The sequence below is a fragment of the Planotetraspora mira genome, assembly GCF_016863275.1.
GTDB classification, from domain to species: Bacteria; Actinomycetota; Actinomycetes; order Streptosporangiales; family Streptosporangiaceae; genus Planotetraspora; species Planotetraspora mira.
Window position 1 is genome coordinate 51,889 of record NZ_BOOO01000034.1, and the last position, 21,041, is coordinate 72,929.

At 69.6% G+C, this 21,041-nt stretch carries 18 protein-coding genes and 1 pseudogene; 12 read left to right on the forward strand and 7 right to left on the reverse strand.

Annotated features, from left to right (window positions below):
* Positions 1-86 precede the first annotated feature (86 nt).
* The 3 genes from dusB to Pmi06nite_RS28180 all read left to right on the forward strand — a co-directional run bounded on the left by dusB (position 87) and on the right by Pmi06nite_RS28180 (position 4,215).
* Positions 87-1,199, forward strand: a complete 1,113-nt coding sequence (gene dusB, locus Pmi06nite_RS28170) for a tRNA dihydrouridine synthase DusB (RefSeq protein ID WP_239114254.1) — start codon at positions 87-89, stop codon at positions 1,197-1,199.
* Between the two features lie 107 nt (positions 1,200-1,306).
* The gene (locus tag Pmi06nite_RS28175; RefSeq protein WP_203956163.1) at positions 1,307-3,256 is read left to right on the forward strand and encodes a TRAP transporter permease; all 1,950 of its coding nucleotides are present in this window, start codon (positions 1,307-1,309) and stop codon (positions 3,254-3,256) included.
* Positions 3,253-4,215: a TAXI family TRAP transporter solute-binding subunit gene (locus tag Pmi06nite_RS28180; RefSeq protein WP_203956164.1), complete on the forward strand. Its 963-nt coding sequence runs from the start codon at positions 3,253-3,255 to the stop codon at positions 4,213-4,215. The genes Pmi06nite_RS28175 and Pmi06nite_RS28180 overlap by 4 nt, the downstream gene beginning before the upstream one ends.
* A gap of 42 nt (positions 4,216-4,257) precedes the next feature.
* Here the strand turns inward: Pmi06nite_RS28180 and Pmi06nite_RS28185 are convergent, their stop codons facing one another.
* Entirely contained in the window at positions 4,258-6,747 is a 2,490-nt protein-coding gene (locus Pmi06nite_RS28185) for a DEAD/DEAH box helicase (RefSeq protein WP_203956165.1), read from the reverse strand.
* A gap of 136 nt (positions 6,748-6,883) precedes the next feature.
* On the opposite strand from Pmi06nite_RS28185, the gene Pmi06nite_RS28190 reads away from it, so the two are divergent.
* Entirely contained in the window at positions 6,884-8,044 is a 1,161-nt protein-coding gene (locus Pmi06nite_RS28190; protein WP_203956166.1) for a sensor histidine kinase, read from the forward strand.
* Here the strand turns inward: Pmi06nite_RS28190 and Pmi06nite_RS28195 are convergent.
* Complete coding sequence (locus Pmi06nite_RS28195) at positions 8,031-8,858, reverse strand: helix-turn-helix transcriptional regulator (RefSeq protein WP_203956167.1); 828 nt, start codon at positions 8,856-8,858, stop codon at positions 8,031-8,033. The genes Pmi06nite_RS28190 and Pmi06nite_RS28195 overlap by 14 nt on opposite strands.
* A 116-nt stretch (positions 8,859-8,974) precedes the next feature.
* Between Pmi06nite_RS28195 and Pmi06nite_RS28200 the strand changes: the two genes are divergently transcribed.
* Positions 8,975-9,688: an SDR family oxidoreductase gene (locus tag Pmi06nite_RS28200; protein WP_203956168.1), complete on the forward strand. Its 714-nt coding sequence runs from the start codon at positions 8,975-8,977 to the stop codon at positions 9,686-9,688.
* Positions 9,689-9,701: 13 nt separating this feature from the next.
* Here the strand turns inward: Pmi06nite_RS28200 and Pmi06nite_RS28205 are convergent, their stop codons facing one another.
* Positions 9,702-10,103: a nitroreductase family deazaflavin-dependent oxidoreductase gene (locus Pmi06nite_RS28205; RefSeq protein ID WP_203956169.1), complete on the reverse strand. Its 402-nt coding sequence runs from the start codon at positions 10,101-10,103 to the stop codon at positions 9,702-9,704.
* Positions 10,104-10,129: 26 nt separating this feature from the next.
* Positions 10,130-10,690 (reverse strand): TetR/AcrR family transcriptional regulator, encoded by a 561-nt coding sequence (locus tag Pmi06nite_RS28210; RefSeq protein ID WP_203956170.1) that lies wholly within the window; start codon positions 10,688-10,690, stop codon positions 10,130-10,132.
* A 101-nt stretch (positions 10,691-10,791) separates the two neighbouring features.
* Here Pmi06nite_RS28210 and Pmi06nite_RS28215 point away from each other — a divergent pair, with 101 nt between their 5' ends.
* Positions 10,792-12,378 carry an MDR family MFS transporter gene (locus Pmi06nite_RS28215; RefSeq protein ID WP_203956171.1) on the forward strand — a complete coding sequence of 529 codons (1,587 nt, stop codon included), beginning with the start codon at positions 10,792-10,794 and terminating at the stop codon, positions 12,376-12,378.
* Positions 12,379-12,500: 122 nt separating this feature from the next.
* On the opposite strand, the gene gnd is transcribed toward Pmi06nite_RS28215, so the two are convergent.
* Entirely contained in the window at positions 12,501-13,922 is a 1,422-nt protein-coding gene (gene gnd, locus Pmi06nite_RS28220; RefSeq protein ID WP_203956172.1) for an NADP-dependent phosphogluconate dehydrogenase, read from the reverse strand.
* A 224-nt stretch (positions 13,923-14,146) separates the two neighbouring features.
* Between gnd and Pmi06nite_RS28225 the strand changes: the two genes are divergently transcribed.
* The gene (locus tag Pmi06nite_RS28225) at positions 14,147-15,022 is read left to right on the forward strand and encodes a glycoside hydrolase family protein (protein WP_203956173.1); all 876 of its coding nucleotides are present in this window, start codon (positions 14,147-14,149) and stop codon (positions 15,020-15,022) included.
* A gap of 12 nt (positions 15,023-15,034) precedes the next feature.
* Here the strand turns inward: Pmi06nite_RS28225 and Pmi06nite_RS28230 are convergent, their stop codons facing one another.
* Positions 15,035-16,009 (reverse strand): sulfotransferase family protein, encoded by a 975-nt coding sequence (locus Pmi06nite_RS28230; protein ID WP_203956174.1) that lies wholly within the window; start codon positions 16,007-16,009, stop codon positions 15,035-15,037.
* Between the two features lie 152 nt (positions 16,010-16,161).
* On the opposite strand from Pmi06nite_RS28230, the gene Pmi06nite_RS28235 reads away from it, so the two are divergent.
* The 4 genes from Pmi06nite_RS28235 to Pmi06nite_RS42130 are packed head-to-tail and all read left to right on the forward strand — an operon-like array spanning position 16,162 to position 18,533.
* A complete protein-coding gene (locus Pmi06nite_RS28235) occupies positions 16,162-16,473 on the forward strand; it encodes a hypothetical protein (RefSeq protein WP_203956175.1) in 312 nt (103 codons plus the stop codon).
* Positions 16,470-17,948, forward strand: a complete 1,479-nt coding sequence (locus tag Pmi06nite_RS28240; protein ID WP_203956176.1) for a C2 family cysteine protease — start codon at positions 16,470-16,472, stop codon at positions 17,946-17,948. The genes Pmi06nite_RS28235 and Pmi06nite_RS28240 overlap by 4 nt, the downstream gene beginning before the upstream one ends.
* Position 17,949: 1 nt before the next feature.
* The gene (locus Pmi06nite_RS28245) at positions 17,950-18,195 is read left to right on the forward strand and encodes a DUF6406 domain-containing protein (protein WP_203956177.1); all 246 of its coding nucleotides are present in this window, start codon (positions 17,950-17,952) and stop codon (positions 18,193-18,195) included.
* Positions 18,192-18,533, forward strand: coding sequence for a hypothetical protein (locus Pmi06nite_RS42130; protein WP_239114271.1), 342 nt, complete (start codon positions 18,192-18,194; stop codon positions 18,531-18,533). The genes Pmi06nite_RS28245 and Pmi06nite_RS42130 overlap by 4 nt, the downstream gene beginning before the upstream one ends.
* A 42-nt stretch (positions 18,534-18,575) precedes the next feature.
* Here Pmi06nite_RS42130 and Pmi06nite_RS42135 read toward each other — a convergent pair.
* Positions 18,576-18,947: pseudogene (locus Pmi06nite_RS42135) on the reverse strand (ATP-binding protein); the annotation flags it as partial.
* A gap of 188 nt (positions 18,948-19,135) precedes the next feature.
* Here Pmi06nite_RS42135 and nhaA point away from each other — a divergent pair.
* On the forward strand, positions 19,136-21,025 hold the full coding sequence (gene nhaA / locus Pmi06nite_RS28255) for a Na+/H+ antiporter NhaA (protein WP_203956179.1): 1,890 nt from the start codon (positions 19,136-19,138) through the stop codon (positions 21,023-21,025).
* The last annotated feature ends 16 nt before the right edge of the window (positions 21,026-21,041 follow it).

Below are 21,041 nucleotides of genomic sequence, written 5' to 3' on the forward strand. Positions count from 1 at the left end.
CGTGGTAAGGCCAGCGTAACCGGGGTGTAAGCCCCACGTCCACGATCTTGTACGGCTCACACCCCCGCTCGGGCGAAAATGAAGAGGTGAAAATCGGAACGATCGACGTGTGGCCACCGGTGGTGCTCGCTCCCATGGCGGGCATCACCAACAGGGGTTTCCGGACCCTTTGCCGGGAGCAGGGCGGTGGCGTCTTCGTCTCCGAGATGATCACCTCGCGCGCGCTGGTCGAGCGGAATCCGCTGACCTTCCAGATGATCGCCTTCGGCGACGGCGAGACGCCCCGTAGCATCCAGCTCTACGGGGTCGACCCGGTCGTCATCGGCAGGGCCGCGCGGATGATCGCGGAGGAGGACCTGGCCGACCACATCGACCTGAACTTCGGGTGCCCGGTGCCCAAGGTCACCCGGCGCGGCGGCGGTGCCGCCCTGCCGTACAAGCGGAACCTGCTGCGGGCGATCCTCGCGGAGGCGGTCGGGAACGCCGGGTCCCTGCCGGTCACGATGAAGATGCGCAAGGGCATCGACGACGACCACCTGACCTACCTGGAGGCGGGCAGGATCGCCGTTGAGGAGGGCGTGGCCGCCGTGGCCCTCCACGCCCGCACGGCGAAGCAGCACTACGGCGGAACGGCCGACTGGGACGCGATCAGGCGGCTCAAGGAGGCCGTGCCGGAGATCCCCGTCCTCGGCAACGGCGACATCTGGAACGCCGACGACGCGCTGCGCATGGTCGCGGAGACCGGCTGCGACGGCGTCGTCGTCGGCCGCGGCTGCCTGGGCCGTCCCTGGCTGTTCCGGGACCTCGACCGGGCGTTCGAGGGCTCCGCGGAGCGCGCGCGGCCCGTCCTGGGGGAGGTGGGCGCCATGATGCTGCGCCACGCCGAGTTGTTGTGCGAGGTGATCGGGAGCGAGTCGCACGGCCTCGCCGACTTCCGCAAGCACGTGGGGTGGTACCTGAAGGGCTTCACGGTCGGCGCCGAGAGCCGCCGCGCCTTCACGTCCGTCGCTACCCTGGCCGAGTTCGCCGCCCGCGTCGCGGAGTTGGACCCGCATCAGCCCTGGCCGGACGGGATCGACGGCCCGCGCGGCAAGAGCGGGGAGAGGTCGAAGGTCCTGCTGCCCCACGGCTGGCTGGACGATCCCGAGGAGATGGCCGTCCCGGGCGCCGGAGCGGAGGACCCCACGTCCGGTGGCTGAACGGTCACGTAATGAGACTGTGATCAGATCATGACTCGCTGGAGTCAGCCTTCGGCGTAGCGTTCGGTCAAGGTTCGTCGGCATGCCTCACGCGAGGGACGAGACGCTTGACGGGGACGGAGCAGGGAACGCAGGCCTCGCCGGAGGGCCTGATCGCGGACCTCGACGCCGAACGGCCGGGCAGGCGCCTGCCGGGGCGCGTGGCCGCCGCGGTGACGATCGTCGCGCTGGGGCTGTCGCTCTACGCGCTGTACTGGACCTTCCGGCCGGGGCCCGTCCTGCCGTACCGGATGCTCTTCCTCGCGGTGGTCCTGCCGCTGACCTTCGTCTGCTACAAGCCCAGGCGGAGCGGGAGCGACACTCCCTCGGCCCTCGACTGGGCCCTGGCCGCGCTGTCCCTGGCGGTGTGCGCGTACCCGCTCGTCGTCTTCGACGACTTCATCCGCCGGGCCTTCGCGCCCACCGCCGGCGACGTGATCGCTGGGACCGTGCTGACGCTGCTGGTCCTGGAGGCCTGCCGGCGGACCGTGGGCTGGATCCTGCCCGCGGTGTGCGCCGGGTTCGTCGCGTACGCCTACTACGGCGGCTACCTGCCGATGGACTGGGTCATCGGGCACCGGGGCTACGACCTGGAGCGGATCGTCGCCTCGTTCGTGATGGGCACGGAGGGCGTGTACGGCGTGCCGCTCGACGTGGCCGCCACCTACATCATCCTGTTCACGATCTACGGGGCCGTGCTGGACCACTCCGGCGCGGGGAAGTTCTTCGTCGACGTCTCCTTCGCGGCCTTCCGCCGCTCGCGCTCGGCTCCCGGGCGCACCGTCACGCTCGCGGGGTTCCTGCTCGGCACGGTGAGCGGGTCCGGGGTGGCGACGACCGTCAGCGTGGGCAGCGTCGCCTGGCCGATACTCAGGCGGGCGGGATACCCGCGCGAGCAGGCCGGGGGAGTGCTCGCCGCCGCGGGCATCGGCGCGATCCTGTCGCCGCCCACGCTCGGCGCGGCGGCGTTCATCATCGCCGAGTACCTGCGGGTCAGCTATCTGACCGTGCTCGTCTACGCCACGATCCCCACGGTCCTGTACTACCTCGGCATCTTCCTCGCGATCGAGATGGACTCCCGCAGGTACGGCACGAAGGCCGCGGGCGTGGAAGGACCCCGGGCCCTCGACCTGGTCAAGCGGTTCGGGTACCACTTCAGCTCGCTGTTCGTCATCGTCGGCCTGATGGCCCTCGGCCAGTCGCCGTTCCGCGCGGTCGTCTACGCCACCGTGCTCGCCTTCCTGCTGTCCTTCCTGGACAGGGAGCGGCGGCTGACGCCCCGGCGTGCGGCGCGTGCGCTCGCCGCGGGCGCGACGGGCATGCTCCCGGTGGCGGCGACCTGCGCCGCGGCCGGGACCATCGTCGCCGTCGTCACGCTCACCGGACTCGGGCTGAAGGCCAGTTCCGTGATCGTCGGCCTGTCCGGGGGCGTGCTCGCCCTCACCGCCCTCGCGTGTGCGCTGGCCGTCCTGCTGCTCGGGCTGGCCGTGCCGGTCACCGCGTCCTTCGTGATCGCGGCCGTCGTCATCGGCCCGGCGCTGGTCGACCTGGGGGTCACGCAGGCCGAGGCGTACATGTTCATCTTCTATTACGCCGTGCTCTCCGAGGTCAGCCCGCCCACCGCGCTGTCGGCCTTCGCCGCCTCCGCCATCACGGGCGGGAACGCCTACCGGACGATGCTGGCCACCTGGAAGTACACCCTTCCGGCGTTCCTCGTGCCGTTCGCGTTCGTGCTGGCCCCTTCGGGTTCCGCGCTGCTCGCCCAGGCGCCGGTCGCGGAGGTCCTCCTCGCGACAGCGGTCTCCGGACTCGCCGTGACGGCTCTGGCGGTCGCCACCGGCGGCTGGATGTTGGGCCCGGCCGGCCCCGTCGAGCGAGTGTTGTGCGCGGTGGCCGCCGTGCTGCTTCTCGTGTTGTCCCCCATGCCCGTGCTCGCCGGGCTCGGCGCCGCGGTCCTGGCGCTCGTCGTCCACCTGGTCCTGAGAAACGTCCTGAGAAACAGGGAGGCGTCCCCGTGAGATCCACGAAAGGCACCAGATCCCTCGTCGCGCTGGTCGCGGCGGGAGCGCTGCTGGCCGGCTGCGGCGGCGACCGGTCCGGCTCGCAGGGCGGCGGCACCCGGCTGTCGATCGCCACCGGCAACACGACCGGCGTCTACTACGTGCTGGGCGGCGGGCTGGCCGAGCAGATCGGCAGGCACATCCCCGGCTACCAGGCGACGGCCGAGGCGACCGGCGCCTCGGTGGAGAACATCCAGCGCGTCGTCAAGGGACAGTCCGACATCGCCTTCACGCTCGCGGACACGGCCGCCGACGCGATCGGCGGGAATGGCGCCTTCACCGGCCCCCAGCCGATCCGCGCGATCGCCCGCCTCTACGACAACTACACGCATGTGCTCGCCAGGACGGACGCCGGCGTGAAGTCGGTCGCCGACCTCAAGGGCAAGCGGGTCTCGACCGGCTCGCCGAACTCCGGCACCGAGGTGATCGCGCTGCGCCTGCTCGCCGCCGCCGGGCTCGACCCCGACAAGGACGTCGCCCGCCAGGCCCTGTCGCTGCCCGAGACCGTCCAGGGGCTCAAGGACGGCACGCTCGACGCGCTGGTGTGGTCGGGAGGCCTGCCGACCTCCGGCATCACCGACCTGGTCACCGGCATGGGGGACGACGTGGGCTTCGTGCCGCTGGACGGCTCGCTCCCTGCCATGCGGCGCGCCCACGGCCAGGTCTACGCCGCCGGGACGATCCCCAAGGTGGCGTACGGCACGCCGTCCGACGTCCCGACGATCGTCGTCCCGAACCTCCTCGTGGTGAACGAGAAGATGGATCCGGCCCTGGCGGAGAGCCTCGCCCGTCTGCTGTTCGACCACAAGGCGGACCTGGAGAAGGTGCACGCCGCCGCCCGGGACATCACGCGGGACGACGCGCGGAAGACCGATCCGGTCCCGCTCCACGACGGGGCCAGGAAGTACTTCGGCTGAGGCCCGCTCAGGCGGTACGCGCGGCCGTACTCACGGGCGGGCTCACATGCGGGTGAGGCCCGTGACGTGCAGGACGGCCGTGCCCTCCTCGTCGGAGGCGGCGAGGTCGACCTCCGCCCCGATGCCCCAGTCGTGGTGGCCCGCGGGGTCGTCGATGACCTGACGGACCCGCCAGAGCTCCTTCTCCTCCTCGATCTGGAGCAGCGCCGGGCCGCGGGCGGCCGGGCCCGTGCCGATCTCCTGGTGCTCGTCGTAGTAGGCGTCGAGGGCCGCCGCCCAGTCCGTGTCCGGGTAGAGCTCGACCAGTTCCTCCTCGCGGTCCAGGGCGGCCAGCTCGACCATGCGGAACATCGCGTTGCGGACCAGCACCCGGAAGGCCCGCGTGTTCGCGGTGACCGGCCGGGTCCTGGTCTCCAGCTCGTCGCGGGCCTCCAGGGCCTCGGACGGGTTGGCGAGCTTCTCCCATTCGTCGATGAGGCTCGAGTCGACCTGTCGTACGAGCTCGCCGAGCCACTCGATGAGGTCGATCAGGTCGTCGCTCTTGAGGTGCTCGGGAACGGTGCGCGACAACGTCCGGTAGGCGTCGGCGAGATAGCGCAGGACCGTGCCCTCCGACCTGGCCAGCTCGTAGAACTGGATGTAGTCGGTGAACGTCATGGCCCGCTCGTACATGTCCCGCACGATCGTCTTGGGGCTCACCGTGTGGTCGCCCACCCACGGGTGCCCGCGGCGGTAGGTCTCGTAGGCGCCGAAGAGCAGGTCGGCGAGCGGCATCGGATAGGTGACCTCGGCGAGCAGCTCCATTCGCTCCTCGTACTCGATCCCGTCGGCCTTCATCTGGGCGACGGCCTCGCCGCGCGCCTTGTTGAGCTGGGCGTGCAGGATCTGACGCGGGTCGTCGAGCGTCGACTCGATGATCGAGACGATGTCGAGCGCGTAGGTGGGGGACTCCGGGTTGAGCAGCTCGAACGTCGCGAGCGCGAACGTGGACAGCGCCTGGTTGAGCGCGAAGTCCTCCTGGAGGTCGACGGTCAGCCGCGCCCTGCGGCCGTGCTCGTCGGGCTCCTTGAGCGTCTCGACGATCCCGCCGGCGAGCAGAGACCGGTAGATCGCGATGGCGTGGCTGATGTGCCGCCGCTGCGCCTTGCGCTCCTCGTGGTTGTCGGTGAGCAGGCGCTTCATCGCCTGGAAGCAGTCGCCCGGACGGTTGATCACCGACAGCAGCATCGCGTTGCTGACCTTGAACCGGGACGTCAGCGGCTCGGGCTCGGCCGTCTGCAGCTTCTCGAACGTCTCCTCGTTCCAGGTGACGAAGCCCTCCGGCGGCTTCTTCCTGGCGTAGCCGCGCCGCCGTTTCGGGTCGTCCCCGATCTTGGCGAGGGCGCGCTCGTTCTCGATGACGTGGTCGGGCGCCTGGCAGACGACGTAGCCCACCGTGTCGAACCCGGCCCGGCCCGCCCGCCCGGCGATCTGGTGGAACTCCCGCGCCCGCAGCCGCCGCACCCGGTTGCCGTCGAACTTCGACAGCGCCGTGAACAGGACCGTCCTGATGGGCACGTTGACGCCCACGCCGAGCGTGTCGGTGCCGCAGATGACCTTCAGCAGGCCCGCCTGGGCGAGCCGCTCCACGAGCCGGCGGTACTTCGGCAACATCCCGGCGTGGTGGACGCCGATGCCGTGCCGTACGAGCCGGGACAGGGCCCGGCCGAACCGGGTGCTGAACCGGAAGTTGCCGATGAGAGCGGCGATCGCCTCCTTCTCGGCCTTGGTCGCCATGTTGATGCTCATCAGCGCCTGTGCGCGCTCCATGGCGGCGGCCTGGGTGAAGTGGACCACGTAGACCGGGGCCTGCTGGGTCGACAGCAGCTCCTCGAGCGTCTCGTGCAGCGGCGTCAGCCGGTAGGAGTAGATGAGCGGGACGGGCCGTTCGGCGTTCTTGACCACCGCCGTCTCGCGGCCGGTCCTGCGGGTGAGGTCCTTCTGGAAGCGGTCGACGTCGCCGAGCGTCGCCGACATCAGCAGGAACCGGGCCTGCGGCAACTCGATCAGCGGCACCTGCCAGGCCCAGCCCCGGTCCGCCTCGGCGTAGAAGTGGAACTCGTCCATGATCACGGTGCCGACGTCGGCGTCGGCGCCGTCCCGCAGGGCGATCTGGGCGAGGATCTCGGCGGTGCAGCAGATGATCGGCGCGTCCGCGTTGACCGACGCGTCGCCGGTCATCATGCCGACGTTCTCGGTGCCGAAGACGGCGCACAGGTCGAAGAACTTCTCCGACACCAGGGCCTTGATGGGCGCGGTGTAGAAACTGACCTCGTCCCTGGCGAGCGCGGCGAAGTGCGCGCCGGCCGCGACGAGGCTCTTCCCCGAGCCGGTGGGCGTGGAGAGGATCACGTTGTTTCCGGAGAAGACCTCGATCAGCGCCTCCTCCTGCGCCGGGTAGAGCGTGAGCCCTCGCTCGGCGTTCCACGCGACGAAGGCGTCGAACAGCGAGTCCGGTTCGGAGTCATCCGGGAGGTGCCGAAGGAGGGTCATTTTCTCGCTCACCTCTCTATCCTGCCGAAGCGATCCCGCTGGTTCGACCAGCACGCAGTCGACAACACCCGGCCAAGGTGCGTCAAAGGGCGTGGCGCTGTGAGAACGCCGCAGGTCAAACCCACAAACTAGGCCTATGGGGGAGAAGCGGGCCGGGTTCGTCTCGCGGCGCAGGGACGAGATCGTCGACGCGCTGCTCGCGACCGCCGTCCTCGCCTACACCATCCCACAGACGCTGCTGCGACCGTCCGCATGGTTCCCCGTGCCTCACTGGTTGTCGATCCTGTCCGTCGTGGTGGCCGCGCTGAGCCTGCTCGTACGGCGGCGCACCGCGTGGCCGTCGGTCGTGGCCTCGGTCGTGTGCGCGGCCCTCACCGGCCAGGGTGTGGCGCTCGCCGCCGCCGCGTACTCCATGGCGGCGGAGAACACGGTTCGCGGGTGGCGGGTGGTCGCGGGCGGCCTCGCGATCGTCTACCTGCTGGCCGACTACCTCGCCCCGCAGTCCGGCCGGCTGGCCTTCATGAGCGCCTTCCGCGCGGCGGCGTTCGTCTACCTGCCCGCGATGATCGGGAACTGGGAGCGGTCGTACCGCACGATGGTCGGGGACCTGCGCGAGTCGATGTGGCTGCGGGAGGAGCACGCCGCCTCACGGGAGCGCCGGCGCATCGCGGGGGAACTGCACGACACGGTGACCCACGCCGTCACCGTCATGGTCCTCAACGCGGGCATCATCCAGGACAACGAGGACCCCGGCGAGATCCGCAAGCTGGCCAGGAACATCGAGGACAAGGGCATGCGCGCCCTGACCGAGCTGCGTGAGCTGCTCACCGTGCTGCGCCGGGCGGACGTGCCGGCCTCGGCCGCGGGGCTGGAGGCGATCCCGCCGCTGGTGGCGGAGGGCAACGCGACCGGCCTCCAGGTCACCCTGCACCTCGACGTCCCCGGAGGGCTGCTGGGCAGGCAGGCCGAGCACGCCTGCTTCCGTGTGGTGCAGGAGGGCCTGAACAACGTCCGCAAGCACGCCCCGGGCGCCCCGGTCCAGGTGGACTGCGAGGCGTACGGAGACGTCGTGAGCGTCTCCGTGGTGAACGGCCCGGGAGACCCGCACGAGTCCTTCCCTGCGGATCACCTGGCCAGATCGGGTTTCGGGCTGATCGGCCTGAAGGAACGGGTCAACCTCGTGGGCGGCTGGATCATGTCGGGGCCCACAGCCGACGGCGGCTTCGCGCTCACCGCCCGCATACCCTGCCTGCCGCCCGCCGCCGCGCCCCGGCCGCCCGCGGTCAGCGGCCGCTGAGGGCCCTGAGCTCGCGGAGGGCCTCGTGCGAGCGCGAACCGGGCATCGGCGCGTAGATGACCACCCGCTGGTCGCGGTCGGGGATGGGGAGCACCTGGCAGTCGACCTCGATGACGCCGACGACGGGATGATCGATCCGCTTGCGGTGGTCCCGGCGGGCCTCGACGTCATGCCGCGCCCAGAGCTCGGCGAACTCGGGACTGCGCGCCAGCATCTCGGCGACGAGGTCCTGGATGCCCCTGTCGTCGGGATATCGTCCGGCCGCCGCCCGCAGGTCCATGACCGACGACCGCGCGAACCGGCCGCGCTCGCCGTCGCACAGGTGGTCCTCCAGATCGGGGGAGCGGAAGATCCACCTGATCACGTTGCGCTCGTCCGGCGGCACCGTGTCGAGGTCGCCCATCAACAGGCCCGCGAGCGGGTTCCAGGCGAGGATGTCGTATTTCGCGTCGAGCACGTAGGCAGGCACGTCCTCCAGTCCGGCGAGCATGTTGAGGATTCCGACGGGCACATCCCGCCGCGGGCCTGAGGCGGGTGCGGGCGTCTCCCCGGCCAGGTGGAACAGGTAGTTGCGCTCGTCGATGCTGAGCATGAGCGCACGGGCGAGCGCGTTGAGCAGTTGACGCGAAGGCTTGGGGCCGCGTGCCTGCTCCAACCGGATGTAGTAGTCGGTCGACATGCCCGCGAGCTGGGACACCTCTTCGCGGCGCAGTCCCGGCGTGCGGCGGCGCTCGCCCGGTTGCAGGCCGACGTCGGAGGGCTTGAGTCGCGCGCGGCGCGTCCGGAGGAAGTCGGCCAGTTCTCTTCTGTTCACCCGCGGCGTCACCACCACTCCAGCATGGCCCCTTTTCGCTGATCTAGGGGAGGACCGGCGATCCCAGGCTGGACGGGTCTCTCCCCGCCCGGTACGGCTCCCGCCACGGTGAACCCATGACACACGAGGGAACGACGGCGCTGATCACCGGCGCCAACAAGGGAATCGGCTTCGAGATCGCCAGGTCGCTGGGCCTGGCGGGCGTCACCGTCCTCGCCGGGGCGCGGGACAGGTCCAGGGGAGAGGAGGCGGCCGCGCGGCTCGGTGCGGCGTTCGTCCAGATCGACGTCACCTCGGAGGAGTCGGTCGCCGCCGCGGCCGAGTGGATCGAGAAGGAGCACGGCAGGCTGGACATCCTGGTCAACAACGCCGGCATCGCGCAGGGCGGTCCCACGCCCAGCCGGACGCCGCTCGAGACGACCCGGCGCGTCTACGACACCAACGTCTTCGGCGTCATCGCGGTGACCAACGCCATGATGCCGCTGCTGCGCAGGTCCCCGGCCGGCCGGATCGTCAACGTGTCGAGCGAGGTCGGCTCGATGGAGATGGCATCGGACCCGGAGAGCCCGATCTACGCGCTCAACGGGGTTTCCTACCAGTCGTCCAAGACGGCGCTGAACATGATCACCTTGTGTTACGCCAAGGAGTTCGCCGGCACGTCCATCAAGATCAACGCCTGCAGTCCCGGATACTGCGCGACCGACCTCAACGGGCACACCGGGCACCGGTCCGCGGAGCAGGGCGCCGCGATAGCCGTACGGCTGGCTCTGGTCGACGAGAGCGGCCCCACGGGGGCGTTCCTCGACGACGGCGGCGCACTGCCCTGGTAGGCGGAGTCTGCCGTCAGACGCGCTCGATCACGACGACGGGGATCTCGCGGGTGGTCTTCGTCGTGTAGACGTCGTAGTCGGGCCATGTGGCGGTCATCGTCCGCCACATGTCCGGCCGCTCCTCCGGGGTCGCGGTGCGGGCACGGGCCTTGAACCGGTCGCCCTTGATCTGAAGCTCGACCTCGGGGTCGGCGGAAAGGTTCTTGTACCAGAGCGGGTGGTCGGGCGCACCGCCCTGGGAGGCGACGAGCAGATAGGCGTCGCCGTAGGGCTGGTAGATCAACGGTGTGCTGCGCTTCTCACCGGACTTGCGGCCGGTCGTGGTCAGGATCGCCACCGTCGTGCCCCGCCAGTCGTGACCCTCTTCACCGTCGGTCTCGACGTACCGCTTGACGTGTTCTTTACCGAAGAGCATTTCACTCACCTCGCCTTTCTTCCGCCTCAACCCGCGGGGGCGTCGACCAATTCCAGGGCGACGTCCAGGGCGGCCTCGATGCGCTCTTCGTCGGTCACCTTCTGGTCGATCAGGACGAACCAGACGGCGTGCATCGCGAAGACGGCCATCGACCGCCTGAGCCGTACGGCGGGGCTGTCGCCGGGGTCGCAGAGCACGTCGATCAGGCCGGTCATGCGCTCGCGCATCTCCTCGACCTTGCCGTGCCCGCGCAGCGCGGTCTGGTTGCGCTCCATGAACCGCATGACCTCGTGATGGCGGCCGCGGGTCATGTCCTCGGAGTACCGCCTGACGATCTCCCGCCGGGTCTCCGGCGTGCGGGGTTGCTCCTTCGCCCACGTGACCAGCGCCTGGATGGCCTCGGCCCGGTCCTCGGTGAGGCTGGCGACGATGTCTTCCTTGGTCTTGAAGTGGTAGTACAGCGCGGCCTTGGTCACTCCAAGGGCCTCGGCGATCTCCCGCAAGGAGGTGGCCTCGTAGCCCTGTTCGGTGAAGAGCTTGATGGCGACTTCCTGGATGCGGGTCCGTGTGTTGGTATGTGCACCCATGTCCGATTGTCCCTTATTAACTTGACGGCCGGCAAGTAAAAAGAATACCGTAGATCCATAACTTGCCGGACGGCAAGTAAGCCGCAAGGGGGGCTCCACTGATGACGGAAACCGCGGCCGCGCCGGCGCGGTCCAGAGAAGTAATGATCGTGCTCCCGGGTCTGGTGCTGGCGATCATGCTGGCGATGCTCGACAACATGATCGTCGGCACGGCGATGCCGAGGATCGTGGCCGAGCTTAACGGCCTGGAATATTTCACCTGGGTGACCACGGCTTATGTGCTGGGCACCACGGTATCGACCCCGATCTGGGGCAAGCTCGGCGACCTCTACGGCCGTAAGAACATCTTCCTCGGTTCCATCGTCCTGTTCCTCATCGGCTCCGCCCTTTGTGGAATGGCCGGGTCGGCGATGTTCGGCGGCACCGGCGACGGCATGACCGAGCTCATCGCGTTCCGGGCCCTCCAGGGCCTCGGCGCCGGCGGCCTCATGGTCAACGTGATGGCGATCATCGGCGACCTGGTGCCTCCGCGTGAGCGGGGTCAGTACCAGGGCATCATGGCCGCGATGATGTCGCTGGCCATGATCGCGGGCCCGCTCGTCGGCGGTTTCATCACCGACCACCTGAACTGGCGCTGGGCGTTCTACGTCAACCTGCCGCTGGGCGGCGTCGCCCTGCTGTGGTTGATAGCCAAGCTGCACCTGCCCAAGCGCAGGACCGAGCACCGGATCGACTGGCTGGGCGCGGGCGTCCTCACCGTCGGCATCACCGCGCTCGTGCTGATCACCTCCTGGGGTGGTCAGGCACACGGCTACGCCTGGGGTTCCTGGCAGATCATCCTGCTGGCGGTCCTCGCGGTCATCTCACTCGCGATCTTCCTGCCGATCGAGAAGCGTGCGGCCGAGCCCATCATGCCGCTGCATGTGTTCCGCAACCGCAACTTCTCGCTGACCTCGCTGATCGGCTTCCTGCTCGGGTTCGCCATGTTCGGCGCGATCAGCTTCATGCCGCTGTTCCAGCAGACCGTCCAGGGCGCCTCGGCGACCAACTCCGGTCTGCTCCTGCTGCCGATGATGGGCGCGATGATGGTCGTGTCCCTCTTCGTCGGACGGGCGATCACCAAGACCGGCAAGTACAAGGTCTACCCGGTGATCGGCGGCGCCATCATGGCGGTCGGCATGTGGCTGCTGTCACTGCAGGACGTCAACACCACCACGTTCCAGACCGGCGTGTTCATCGCGGTCCTGGGCCTCGGCATGGGCTTCCTCATGCAGACCAGCATGCTGATCGCGCAGAACAGCGTCGAGCAGCGCGACCTGGGCGTGGCGAGCAGCGCCTCGACGTTCTTCCGCTCCATCGGCGGTTCGTTCGGCATCTCGCTGTTCGGTGCGATCTTCAACAACCACCTGACGGCGAGCCTGACCGAGAAGATCGGCCCGCAGGCCGCTGCGGCGGTCACCGCGAGTGGCGGGCAGATGAACACGGCCGCGCTCGACCAGTTGCCTCCGCAGATCAAGGGGGGGTTCCTGGAGTCGCTCGCCGGCTCGATCAGCTCGGTCTTCGGCTGGGCGGTCCTGTTCGCGGTTCTGGTTCCCGTCCTCGCCCTGTTCATCAAGGAGATCCCGCTCAGGGGCGGTCCCACCGCCTCGAGCGAGGAGCGCGAGCCGATGCCCGTCGCCTTCGAGTGATCCGGCTCGGGTGACTTCGCGGAGAAGACTCCCTTGAGAAAAGACGTACGGCCTGTGCCCCCTTGGGCGCAGGCCGTACGTCCTTTCCGCTGATTCTCCGCGTGCTCAGCCGTCCGGCGTGATCAGGCGGGGCTCTCCGAGCGGTCGGCGGACCAGTCGGTGTGGAAGGAGCCGTCGCGGTCGACGCGGCGGTAGGTGTGGGCGCCGAAGAAGTCCCGCAGGCCCTGGACGAGCGAAGCGGGCAGGCGGTCCCTGCGGAGGGCGTCGTAGTAGGCGAGCGCCGAGGAGAAGCCCGGCGTCGGGACGCCGATCGTCGCCGCCGTCGCCACCACGCGGCGCCAGGAGTCCTGGGCGGCGGTGAGCGCCTCGGCGAAGGTCGGGTCGACCAGCAGGCTGGGCAGCCGGCGGTCGGCGTCGTAGGCCTCGCGGATCCGGTCGAGGAAGCGGGCCCGGATGATGCAGCCTCCGCGCCAGATCGTGGCCATGGCCCCGAGGTCGATGTCCCAGCCGTACTCCTCGCTGGCCGCCACCATCTGGTCGAAGCCCTGGGCGTAGGCGACGATCTTGGAGGCGTAGAGCGCCCGGCGCACGTCCTCGACGAGGTTCGCGTGCGCCGCCGTCCCGTTCGGGCCCGCCAGCGCGCGTGCGGCGGCGCGCTGCTCGGGGTGGCCCGACAGGGCGCGGGAGAACACCGCCTCCGCGATGCCGGTCACCGGGACGCCGAGGTCGAGGGCGCTCTGCACGGTCCAGCGGCCGGTGCCCTTCTGCTCGGCCTGGTCCACCACGACGTCGACGAACGGCTTGCCGGTCTCGGCGTCGACGTGGCCCAGGACCTCGGCGGTGATCTCGATGAGGTACGACTCGAGCTCTCCCTGGTTCCACTCGCGGAAGACGTCGGCGAGCTCCGCGGGGGACAGGCCCTGAGCCTGCCGCAGCAGGTCGTAGGACTCGGCGATCAGCTGCATGTCGGCGTACTCGATGCCGTTGTGCACCATCTTCACGAAGTGCCCGGCGCCGTCGGGGCCCACGTGCACGCAGCACGGCGTCCCGTCGACCTTCGCCGAGATGTCCTCGAGCAGCGGTCCGAGCGTCTTGTACGCCTCGGCGTCCCCGCCGGGCATGATGCTCGGCCCGTTGAGGGCGCCCTCCTCGCCGCCGGAGATCCCGGAACCGACGAAAAGGAGGCCGCGCTCCTTCAGCGCCGCCTCCCTGCGACGGGTGTCCGCGAAGTTCGCGTTGCCGCCGTCGATGATCATGTCGCCCGGTTCCATGTGGGCGGCCAGCTCTTCGATCACCGCGTCGGTGGGGCCTCCCGCCTTCACCATGATGATCGCCTTGCGGGGACGGTTCAGCGACGCGACGAACTCCTGGACCGAGCCCGAGGGGAGGAAGGAGCCCTCGTCCCGGTAGTCGTCCATGAACTGGTTCGTGCGCTCCTCGGTGCGGTTGTGCACCGCGACCACATATCCGTGATGGGCGAAGTTCCTGGCCAGGTTGCGGCCCATGACGGCCAGCCCGGTCACTCCGATGTCTGCCTTGTCCATGACACCAGTCATATACCGTTCGAGTGGCTCGGGCGCGACGGGGGGAGCCGGGGAATCGCCGCTCTCGCCTATCATGACAAAACCCGGCTAATCCGACGGGTTTTATATAGAGATGGCAGCCGGAGGCGAGAAATGCTTGGCAGTCGCCTTGATCCTCTGTTAAGAGGAGGGATGCCCGAGGCCGGGCTGACCATCGTCATCATGTGATCAACGGAGAGTCCGACGTGTTCATACCGAAGCCGGAACGGTCAGTCGTCGCGGTGCCCCCGCCCGGAGACGGGGCCGGATTCTGGGCGGGCGCGCCCAGCGCCGTCAGCAGGGACGGGTGGATCTACCTCGCCTACCGGTTGCGCCGGCCCCTCGGCGCCGGCCGCGGATACGCGATCGAGGTGGCGAGGTCGGCGGACGGCGAGAAATTCGAGACGCTGCTCACCATCTCGAAGGAGCAGATGAACACCGAGTCCCTGGAGCGTCCCACTCTCGTGGTGACCCCCGAGGGCAGGTGGCGCCTCTACCTCAGCTGCGCCACGTACGGCACCAAGCACTGGCGGGTGGAGGTCCTCGAAGCCGACGACCCCGCGGGCTTCGACCCCGCCGACGCCCGGGTCGTGCTCCCCGGCGACCTGAAGACCGGGGTCAAGGACCCCGTGATCGTGCACCACGGCGACATGTGGCACCTGTGGGCGTCCTGCCACCCGCTGGAGGACCCGCAGGAGGCCGACCAGATGGTCACCGACTACGCGACCAGCGTCAACGGGCTCGACTGGGCCTGGCAGGGGACCGCCCTCGACCGGCGGCCGGGTGCCTGGGACTCCCGCGGCGTGCGTGTCAGCGCGGTGACCTTCACGGGGGAGACCGTCATCGCCTACTACGACGGCAGGGCGTCGGCGGAGGAGAACTACGAGGAGCGCACCGGCGTCGCGATCGGCCCCGACCCGTCGACGCTGACGGCGACGGGGAACGGCCCCGCCGCGCAGTCGGCCCACGCCGGCGGAGGGCTGCGTTACCTGGACATCGTGCCCGTCGACGGAGGCCACCGGCTCTACTACGAGCTGACCCGCGCGGACGGCGGCCACGAGTTGCGCACCGAACTGCGCTGACCCCGCCCGGGGCTACGCCGTCCCGCGCCTCGGCCGTCCGTTGCGCGCCTGCCGCTGTCCCGAGGGCCGGGTGCCCACGAGGCCGCCCGACCTCTCGCGGGGGCGTAGCCAGTCGCTGTAGTCCTCCTCCGTGACCTCTTGGAGGAGGGCGATGTCCGCGGCGAAGTAGGACAGCAGTTCCTGACGTTGCGCCCAGGTCAGGGGCCGCCGGGCCCGGCCGCCCCGCTGGAGGACCCTCTCCATGGGCGCCGTCAGCCGTTGCCCCAGATACCGGTCGCCCAGCCGTACGAGCTGGGAGAGCATCTCGTGGCGCCGGGTCTCCGGCGGGTGGGCGGTGACGTTCTCCCGGGGGATCTCGGTGATCAGCCCCTGCTCCACCCCGAGGAACGCGCAGATGCGGTCCAGGGTGTCGGCCGGCCGGTCGACCACGTCCCGGTAGCGGAAGAGCAGCACCTGCTCGCGCGGGAACAGCGTGAACAGGTGCCTGAGCTGCTCGCCGTACCTGCCGATCGCGACGTAGTGCCAGAACGGCGCCCAGCCCGCCTCGATCCTGCCCCGTTCCCGCGCGCACGCGTCGATCACGTCGCCGATCGGCTCCAGCCCGGCGGACCAGAGGTGGGTCCAGTTGGAGTGCGCGCGCTCGACGGGGTCGCGCAGCGAGACGATCAGCTTGGTTCCCGGCGCCGCGTCCCGGATCCGCCGCTGGGCGGCCAGGTCGTAGAGGTAGAACGGGGTCGCCTCGCCGCGAAGCGCTCCGGGGGGAGCCCCGTCGAAGAGCGCCTCGTAGTCGGCCCGCCGCCACACGTGCTCGCGGTAGGTCTCGGCGTCTCCCGGGCCCACGCCCGGCGGTGGCGGGCCGTCGGTGAGGAAGAACTTCGGCTCCTTGACGGCCGACATGAACAGCCCCGGATGCCGGGCCAGGGCGGTGTGCAGGGCGGTCGTCCCGGCCTTCGGGACTCCGATCACCAGGAAGTCAGGCAAAGCCATGCGTATCCTCCCTATTTCCCTACAAATTTAGTTGGAAATATCACCTCCTGTGAAGCGTCCTTTGTGGGTTGGTGTACCACCCTGGCGGCCGTCCTATCGCGGATCCTCAGAGTCGCCCCCAGGGCGGGGTGATCGTCGTTAGCATGACGTCCATGATCCCCACGGATCCGGAGGAAAGCCCCGAATCACTGCGCAGGCGGGCCCACGAGCTCCGGGAGTGCGCGCGGCGTGCGAGGACCATGGCCGAGACGCTCGGCCCCTTCCTCGACCAGGCCGTGGCGGCCGCGACCGAGAAGGACGCCTGGCAGGGCTGGTACGCCCGGGAGACGACCAGCCGCCTCCAGGATCACAAACGGCATCTGAACGGGATGGCCGACCGGCTCGTCCTGGACGCCGGCGCCTGGATCAGGGAGGCCGAGAGCCTCGAACGGCAGGCCGACGCGGTGAAGAAGGCGGCCAAATGACCTACGCCGGGTTCGACGTCGACAAGATCCGCCTGCTGGCCAGGGAGCTCAGGAAGGCGGGAGGCGGGGCCGGCGGGCTCCAGCGCGACCTCGCCAAACTGCTCGGCGACGCGGAGTCCGCCCTGAACGGCGTGCACCCGACGTCGTACCAGCCGCTGCTGGACACGATGCGCGGCGGGGAGCCCAGGGGTGTGCCCGGTCTGCTGGCGACCGCCCTGCCGGAGACGGCGGGGGAGATCGACCGGCGCTGCGACCGGATCTCGCCCGCCAACGGCGCCTTCCCCCCCGGCACGGTCGTCGATCCGATGATCGTCTTCGACCGGGGCGAGCCGGACCAGGGCAAGGTCAACCAGGCGCTCGACGCGATGAAGGGTCTCGGCGGCAAGGACTTCGGGATGAACGGCGACCGCGACGATCTGCGCGCGCTCGCCAAGCGCCTGGAGGAGCTCACCCCCGCCGAACTCGACCTGTTCCTGTCGAAGGTGAGCGACGAGGACCTCAAGCGGTACGGCAGGCTCATCTCCGACACGGGGGGCAACTGGCTCAACCCGTTCGACCACAACGGCCTGCCCGACGGGGAGCGGCGCGAGCATCTCAGCCACCTCCTCGAGCGTGCCGGGCCCGGACTGTGGGCCAAGCTCGCCGCGGACCTGCCCGGCGTGCAGCCCGGGTTCGACTCCACCGACGTCTTCCTCGACGGCGCCAACAGCCAGAGCGGTGTGAGCACCGCGGGGCTCCATTACGGCACGCCGAACGTCCCGATGTTCGTCGACGGCGTCCAAGCGGACGAGGTGGCCCAGGGAACGCTGGGCGACTGCTGGTACATCGCCTCGCTGAAGGCCACCGCCGCCGCCGACCCGAAGTTCATCCAGGACGGCATCCGGCAGAACGCCAACGGGACCGTCTCCGTGCGAGTGTGGGACAAGGACGGAAAACTGCACTGGGTGACGATGACGCCCGACCTGCCGTTGGACGCCGGCGGCGACATCGCGTTCGCGCGGAGCGTCAGCGGCAACACGACCACGGAAAGCTGGCCCGGGTACTACGAGAAGGCGTTCGCCCTGCTGTACGCCGAGGACAAGGGCGGCGCCCCGGACGGCAAGGACGGCGACGACCGGTACGACCGCGAGGAACACGGCAGCTACGGTGCCATCGAGTGGGACTACAACGAGCAGGCCCCGCCGTACGTCACGGGCGACGACGCGGACGGCATCGACCTCGACTACGACGATGTGAAGAAGACCTTCGACTCGGGACATCCCGTGATCGTCTCGAGCCGTTCCTCGAGCGACGGGCTGCCCGACCACCTGAAGGCCTCCTACGTGACCCGGCACGTCTTCTACGTGAAGGGGTTCCAGGACGGGAAGATCGTTCTGGGGAACCCCTGGGGTCCGGGCTCGCCCGACGCCGTGGTCACGCCGGACGAGTTCAAGAAGTGGTTCGACGATCCGCAGAAGCTGAGCGTGGGGGACTGACATGGAAGAGTGGCGGCTGCGCCGCGGCATCCCGTACCGACTGGAGCACGACGGGGCGTCCCTGCTCGTGGGGATCAACGACCTGAGCGCCGGGCAGGTCGTCGTCACCGTGAACGTCGACGGCGTGCCGAGCGGCACCTACGAACTGGGCGTGGGCGACACCGTCGACATCGCCGACCGGTCGTACACCGTGACCGCGATCGAGGCGGCCGGGCGGGGATACGCCGACCTGGAGGCCGGGTCGTGAGGCGGGCGCCGATCCTTCTCGCCGCGCTGGTCATGGTCGCGGGCTGCCAGTCCACCGGCCAGGAGACCAAGGAGACCAAGGAGCGGTGTTCCGGGACGGACAGTCCCGACGCCGTCCACATCATCAGGGGCGGAACGACCCCCCTGCCCGGAGGTGCCCGCGCCGGGATCAACACGATCGGGGACGACCACGAGGCGACGCTTACGCTGATGGGGGGCGCGCCGGGCGATCCGGGCCCGCTGACCGTCAAGGTGGGCGATCAGTTCACCGTCACCGGTCATCGGTTCGAGGTGATAAAGGTCTGCGGCTCCCTCGTCTCCGTCCTCGAGGGCTCCTGAGGCCTCCCGCGCGGCCTCGTTCCCGACCTCGAACCACACGTCGTTCCTGCCGTCCTCGCGGATGATCCCCCAGCGGTCGGACAGCGCGTCCAGCAGGGGCAACCCTCGTCCGCTCGAGCCGTTCGGCACCGCGTGCCCCGCGCACGGGGGGCCCGCCGATCCGTCGTCCTCCACGCGGATCCGCACCCGGTCGGGGAGTCGCGAGACGGTGACGACGAACGTGCCGCCCTGGCCCGATCGTGAGTGGATGACCGCGTTGGTGACGATCTCACTGGTCAGCAGCACGCAGTCGTCGTGTCGTGGGTGGTCGCGCCCCAGGACGGCCGACACCAGCCGGCGTGCCTGCCTGACCTGCTCGCGCGCACCGGCGAGCCGCGCCACCCGGTTTCCCGCGCCGTCCCCCGAGATCTCCATCGAGCCTCCTCTGTGGTCCCACAGATTGGACGCCCGTAAGTCAGGTGGAGATGTCACAAGAAGGTAGGAGTGTAGTTGCCTGAGGCGTATGTCCCAGTGGGCCGTACATCTGTTGTCATTTCGATGACTTTTGCGAACTCGGTCGCCGGTCCGGGAATGTGTCGCCGCCGATATATGTCACAGGAGACGTGACGGAACCGCGCGAAGCCTCCACCACGTTCTCGGGACGGACCACCTGGGTCAGGCAACTCGAGACGCCGTTGCGCGAATTCCTGCGCACGGAGACCGGCAGTGCCGCCATCCTGCTGGCGGCCACCGTGGCGGCCCTCGTCTGGGCCAACGTCGATCTCCGGTCCTACGAGGCCCTGTGGGGCACGAACCTGTCCGTACGGCTCGGCGACGCGGCCGTCGCCCAGGACCTGAGGCACTGGGTCAACGCCGGTCTGATGACCTTCTTCTTCTTCGTGGTGGGCCTGGAGGCGCGCCGCGAGTTCGACATGGGGGAGCTGCGCGACCGACGCAGGCTCGCACTGCCGGTCATCGCGGGCATCGGCGGGATGGTCGTGCCCATCGTGATCTACCTGCTGTTCAACCACGGCCTGCCGTCCGCGAACGGCTGGGGCGCCGCGATGTCGACGGACACGGCCTTCGCTCTGGGGATGCTGGCCCTGGTCGCCTCCCGCTTCCCCTCCCGCGCGCACACCTACATGCTGACCGTCACCGTCGTCGACGACCTGATCGCCCTCTGCGTCATCGCGATCTTCTACAGCGAGCACGTGTCGGCGTTCCCGCTCCTGATCGCGATCGCGATCTTCGCGGTCACCGTGGTGCTCAAGTCCCGCTCGGTGCGGGGGGGATTCCTCTACGCCGCACTCGGGATCGCGACCTGGGTCGCGCTGTTCGAGTCGGGCGTCGAACCCGTCGTCGTCGGCCTGGCGATGGGGCTGCTGACGAACGCGTCGCCCGCGGCCCGCACCGACCTGGAGCGGGCGAGCGACCTGTTCCGGCTGTTCCGTGAGCAGCCGACGGCCGAACTCGCCCGGTCGGCGAGCGCGGGTGTGGTGAACGCCGTCTCGCGGAACCACCGGCTCCAGCAGCTCTATCACCCGTGGACGAGCTATGTGATCGTCCCGCTGTTCGCGCTGTCGAACGCGGGCATCCCGCTCAGCGGGGAGTTCCTGGTGCGCGCGGTCACCTCGCCGATCACACTGGGCATCCTGATCGCCTACGTGGTGGGCAAGCCCGTCGGCATCATCGGCTCGACCTGGCTGGTCAGCCGGCTCAGCGGCGGGCGGGTGCGTCCTCCGGTGGGGTGGGCGGCGGTCGCCGGCGTCGGCACCATCGCGGGGATCGGGTTCACCGTCTCGCTGCTGATCGCCACGCTCGCCTTCAGCGGCACGGAGCTGGAAGAGGCCAAGTTCGGCATCCTCGCCGCCGCCCTGTGCGCCTCGGTCATCACGTGGATCGTGTCGCGTGCGACCGCCATGTTGCCGAAGAAGGCCCGGGCCAGGGCGCTGCTCGGCACCGCCGAGAGCATCGTCGACCTCGTCGACCCGGTCGACCCGGACCGCGACCACCTGCGTGGCCCGGAGGACGCGCAGGTGACCCTGGTGGAATACGGCGACTTCGAGTGCCCCTACTGCGGCCTGGCCGAGCCGGTGGTGCGCGAGATCCTCGCCGACTTCGGGGACGTCCGGTACGTCTGGCGGCACCTCCCGCTGCGCGACGTCCACCCGTCCGCCCAGCTCGCCGCGGAGGCGGCCGAGGCGGCGGCCGAACAGGGGGCCTTCTGGGAGATGCACGACCTGCTGCTCGTCCACCAGGGCGACCTGCTGCTGCCCGACCTCGTCACCTACGCCGAGCAGATCGGTCTCGACACCGAGCGGTTCAGGGACGACCTCGACAACCGTGCCGGGGCCGAAAGGATCGAGGAGGACATGGACTCCGCCGACCTGAGCGGCGTGTCCGGCACTCCCACGTTCTTCATCAACGGGCGGCGCCACCACGGCGCCTACGACATCGCGACTCTCTCCGCCGCCGTCAAGGCCGCGCGGGTGCGCGAGGCTCTGAGGTCGTAGGCGCCGGGGTCCGGCG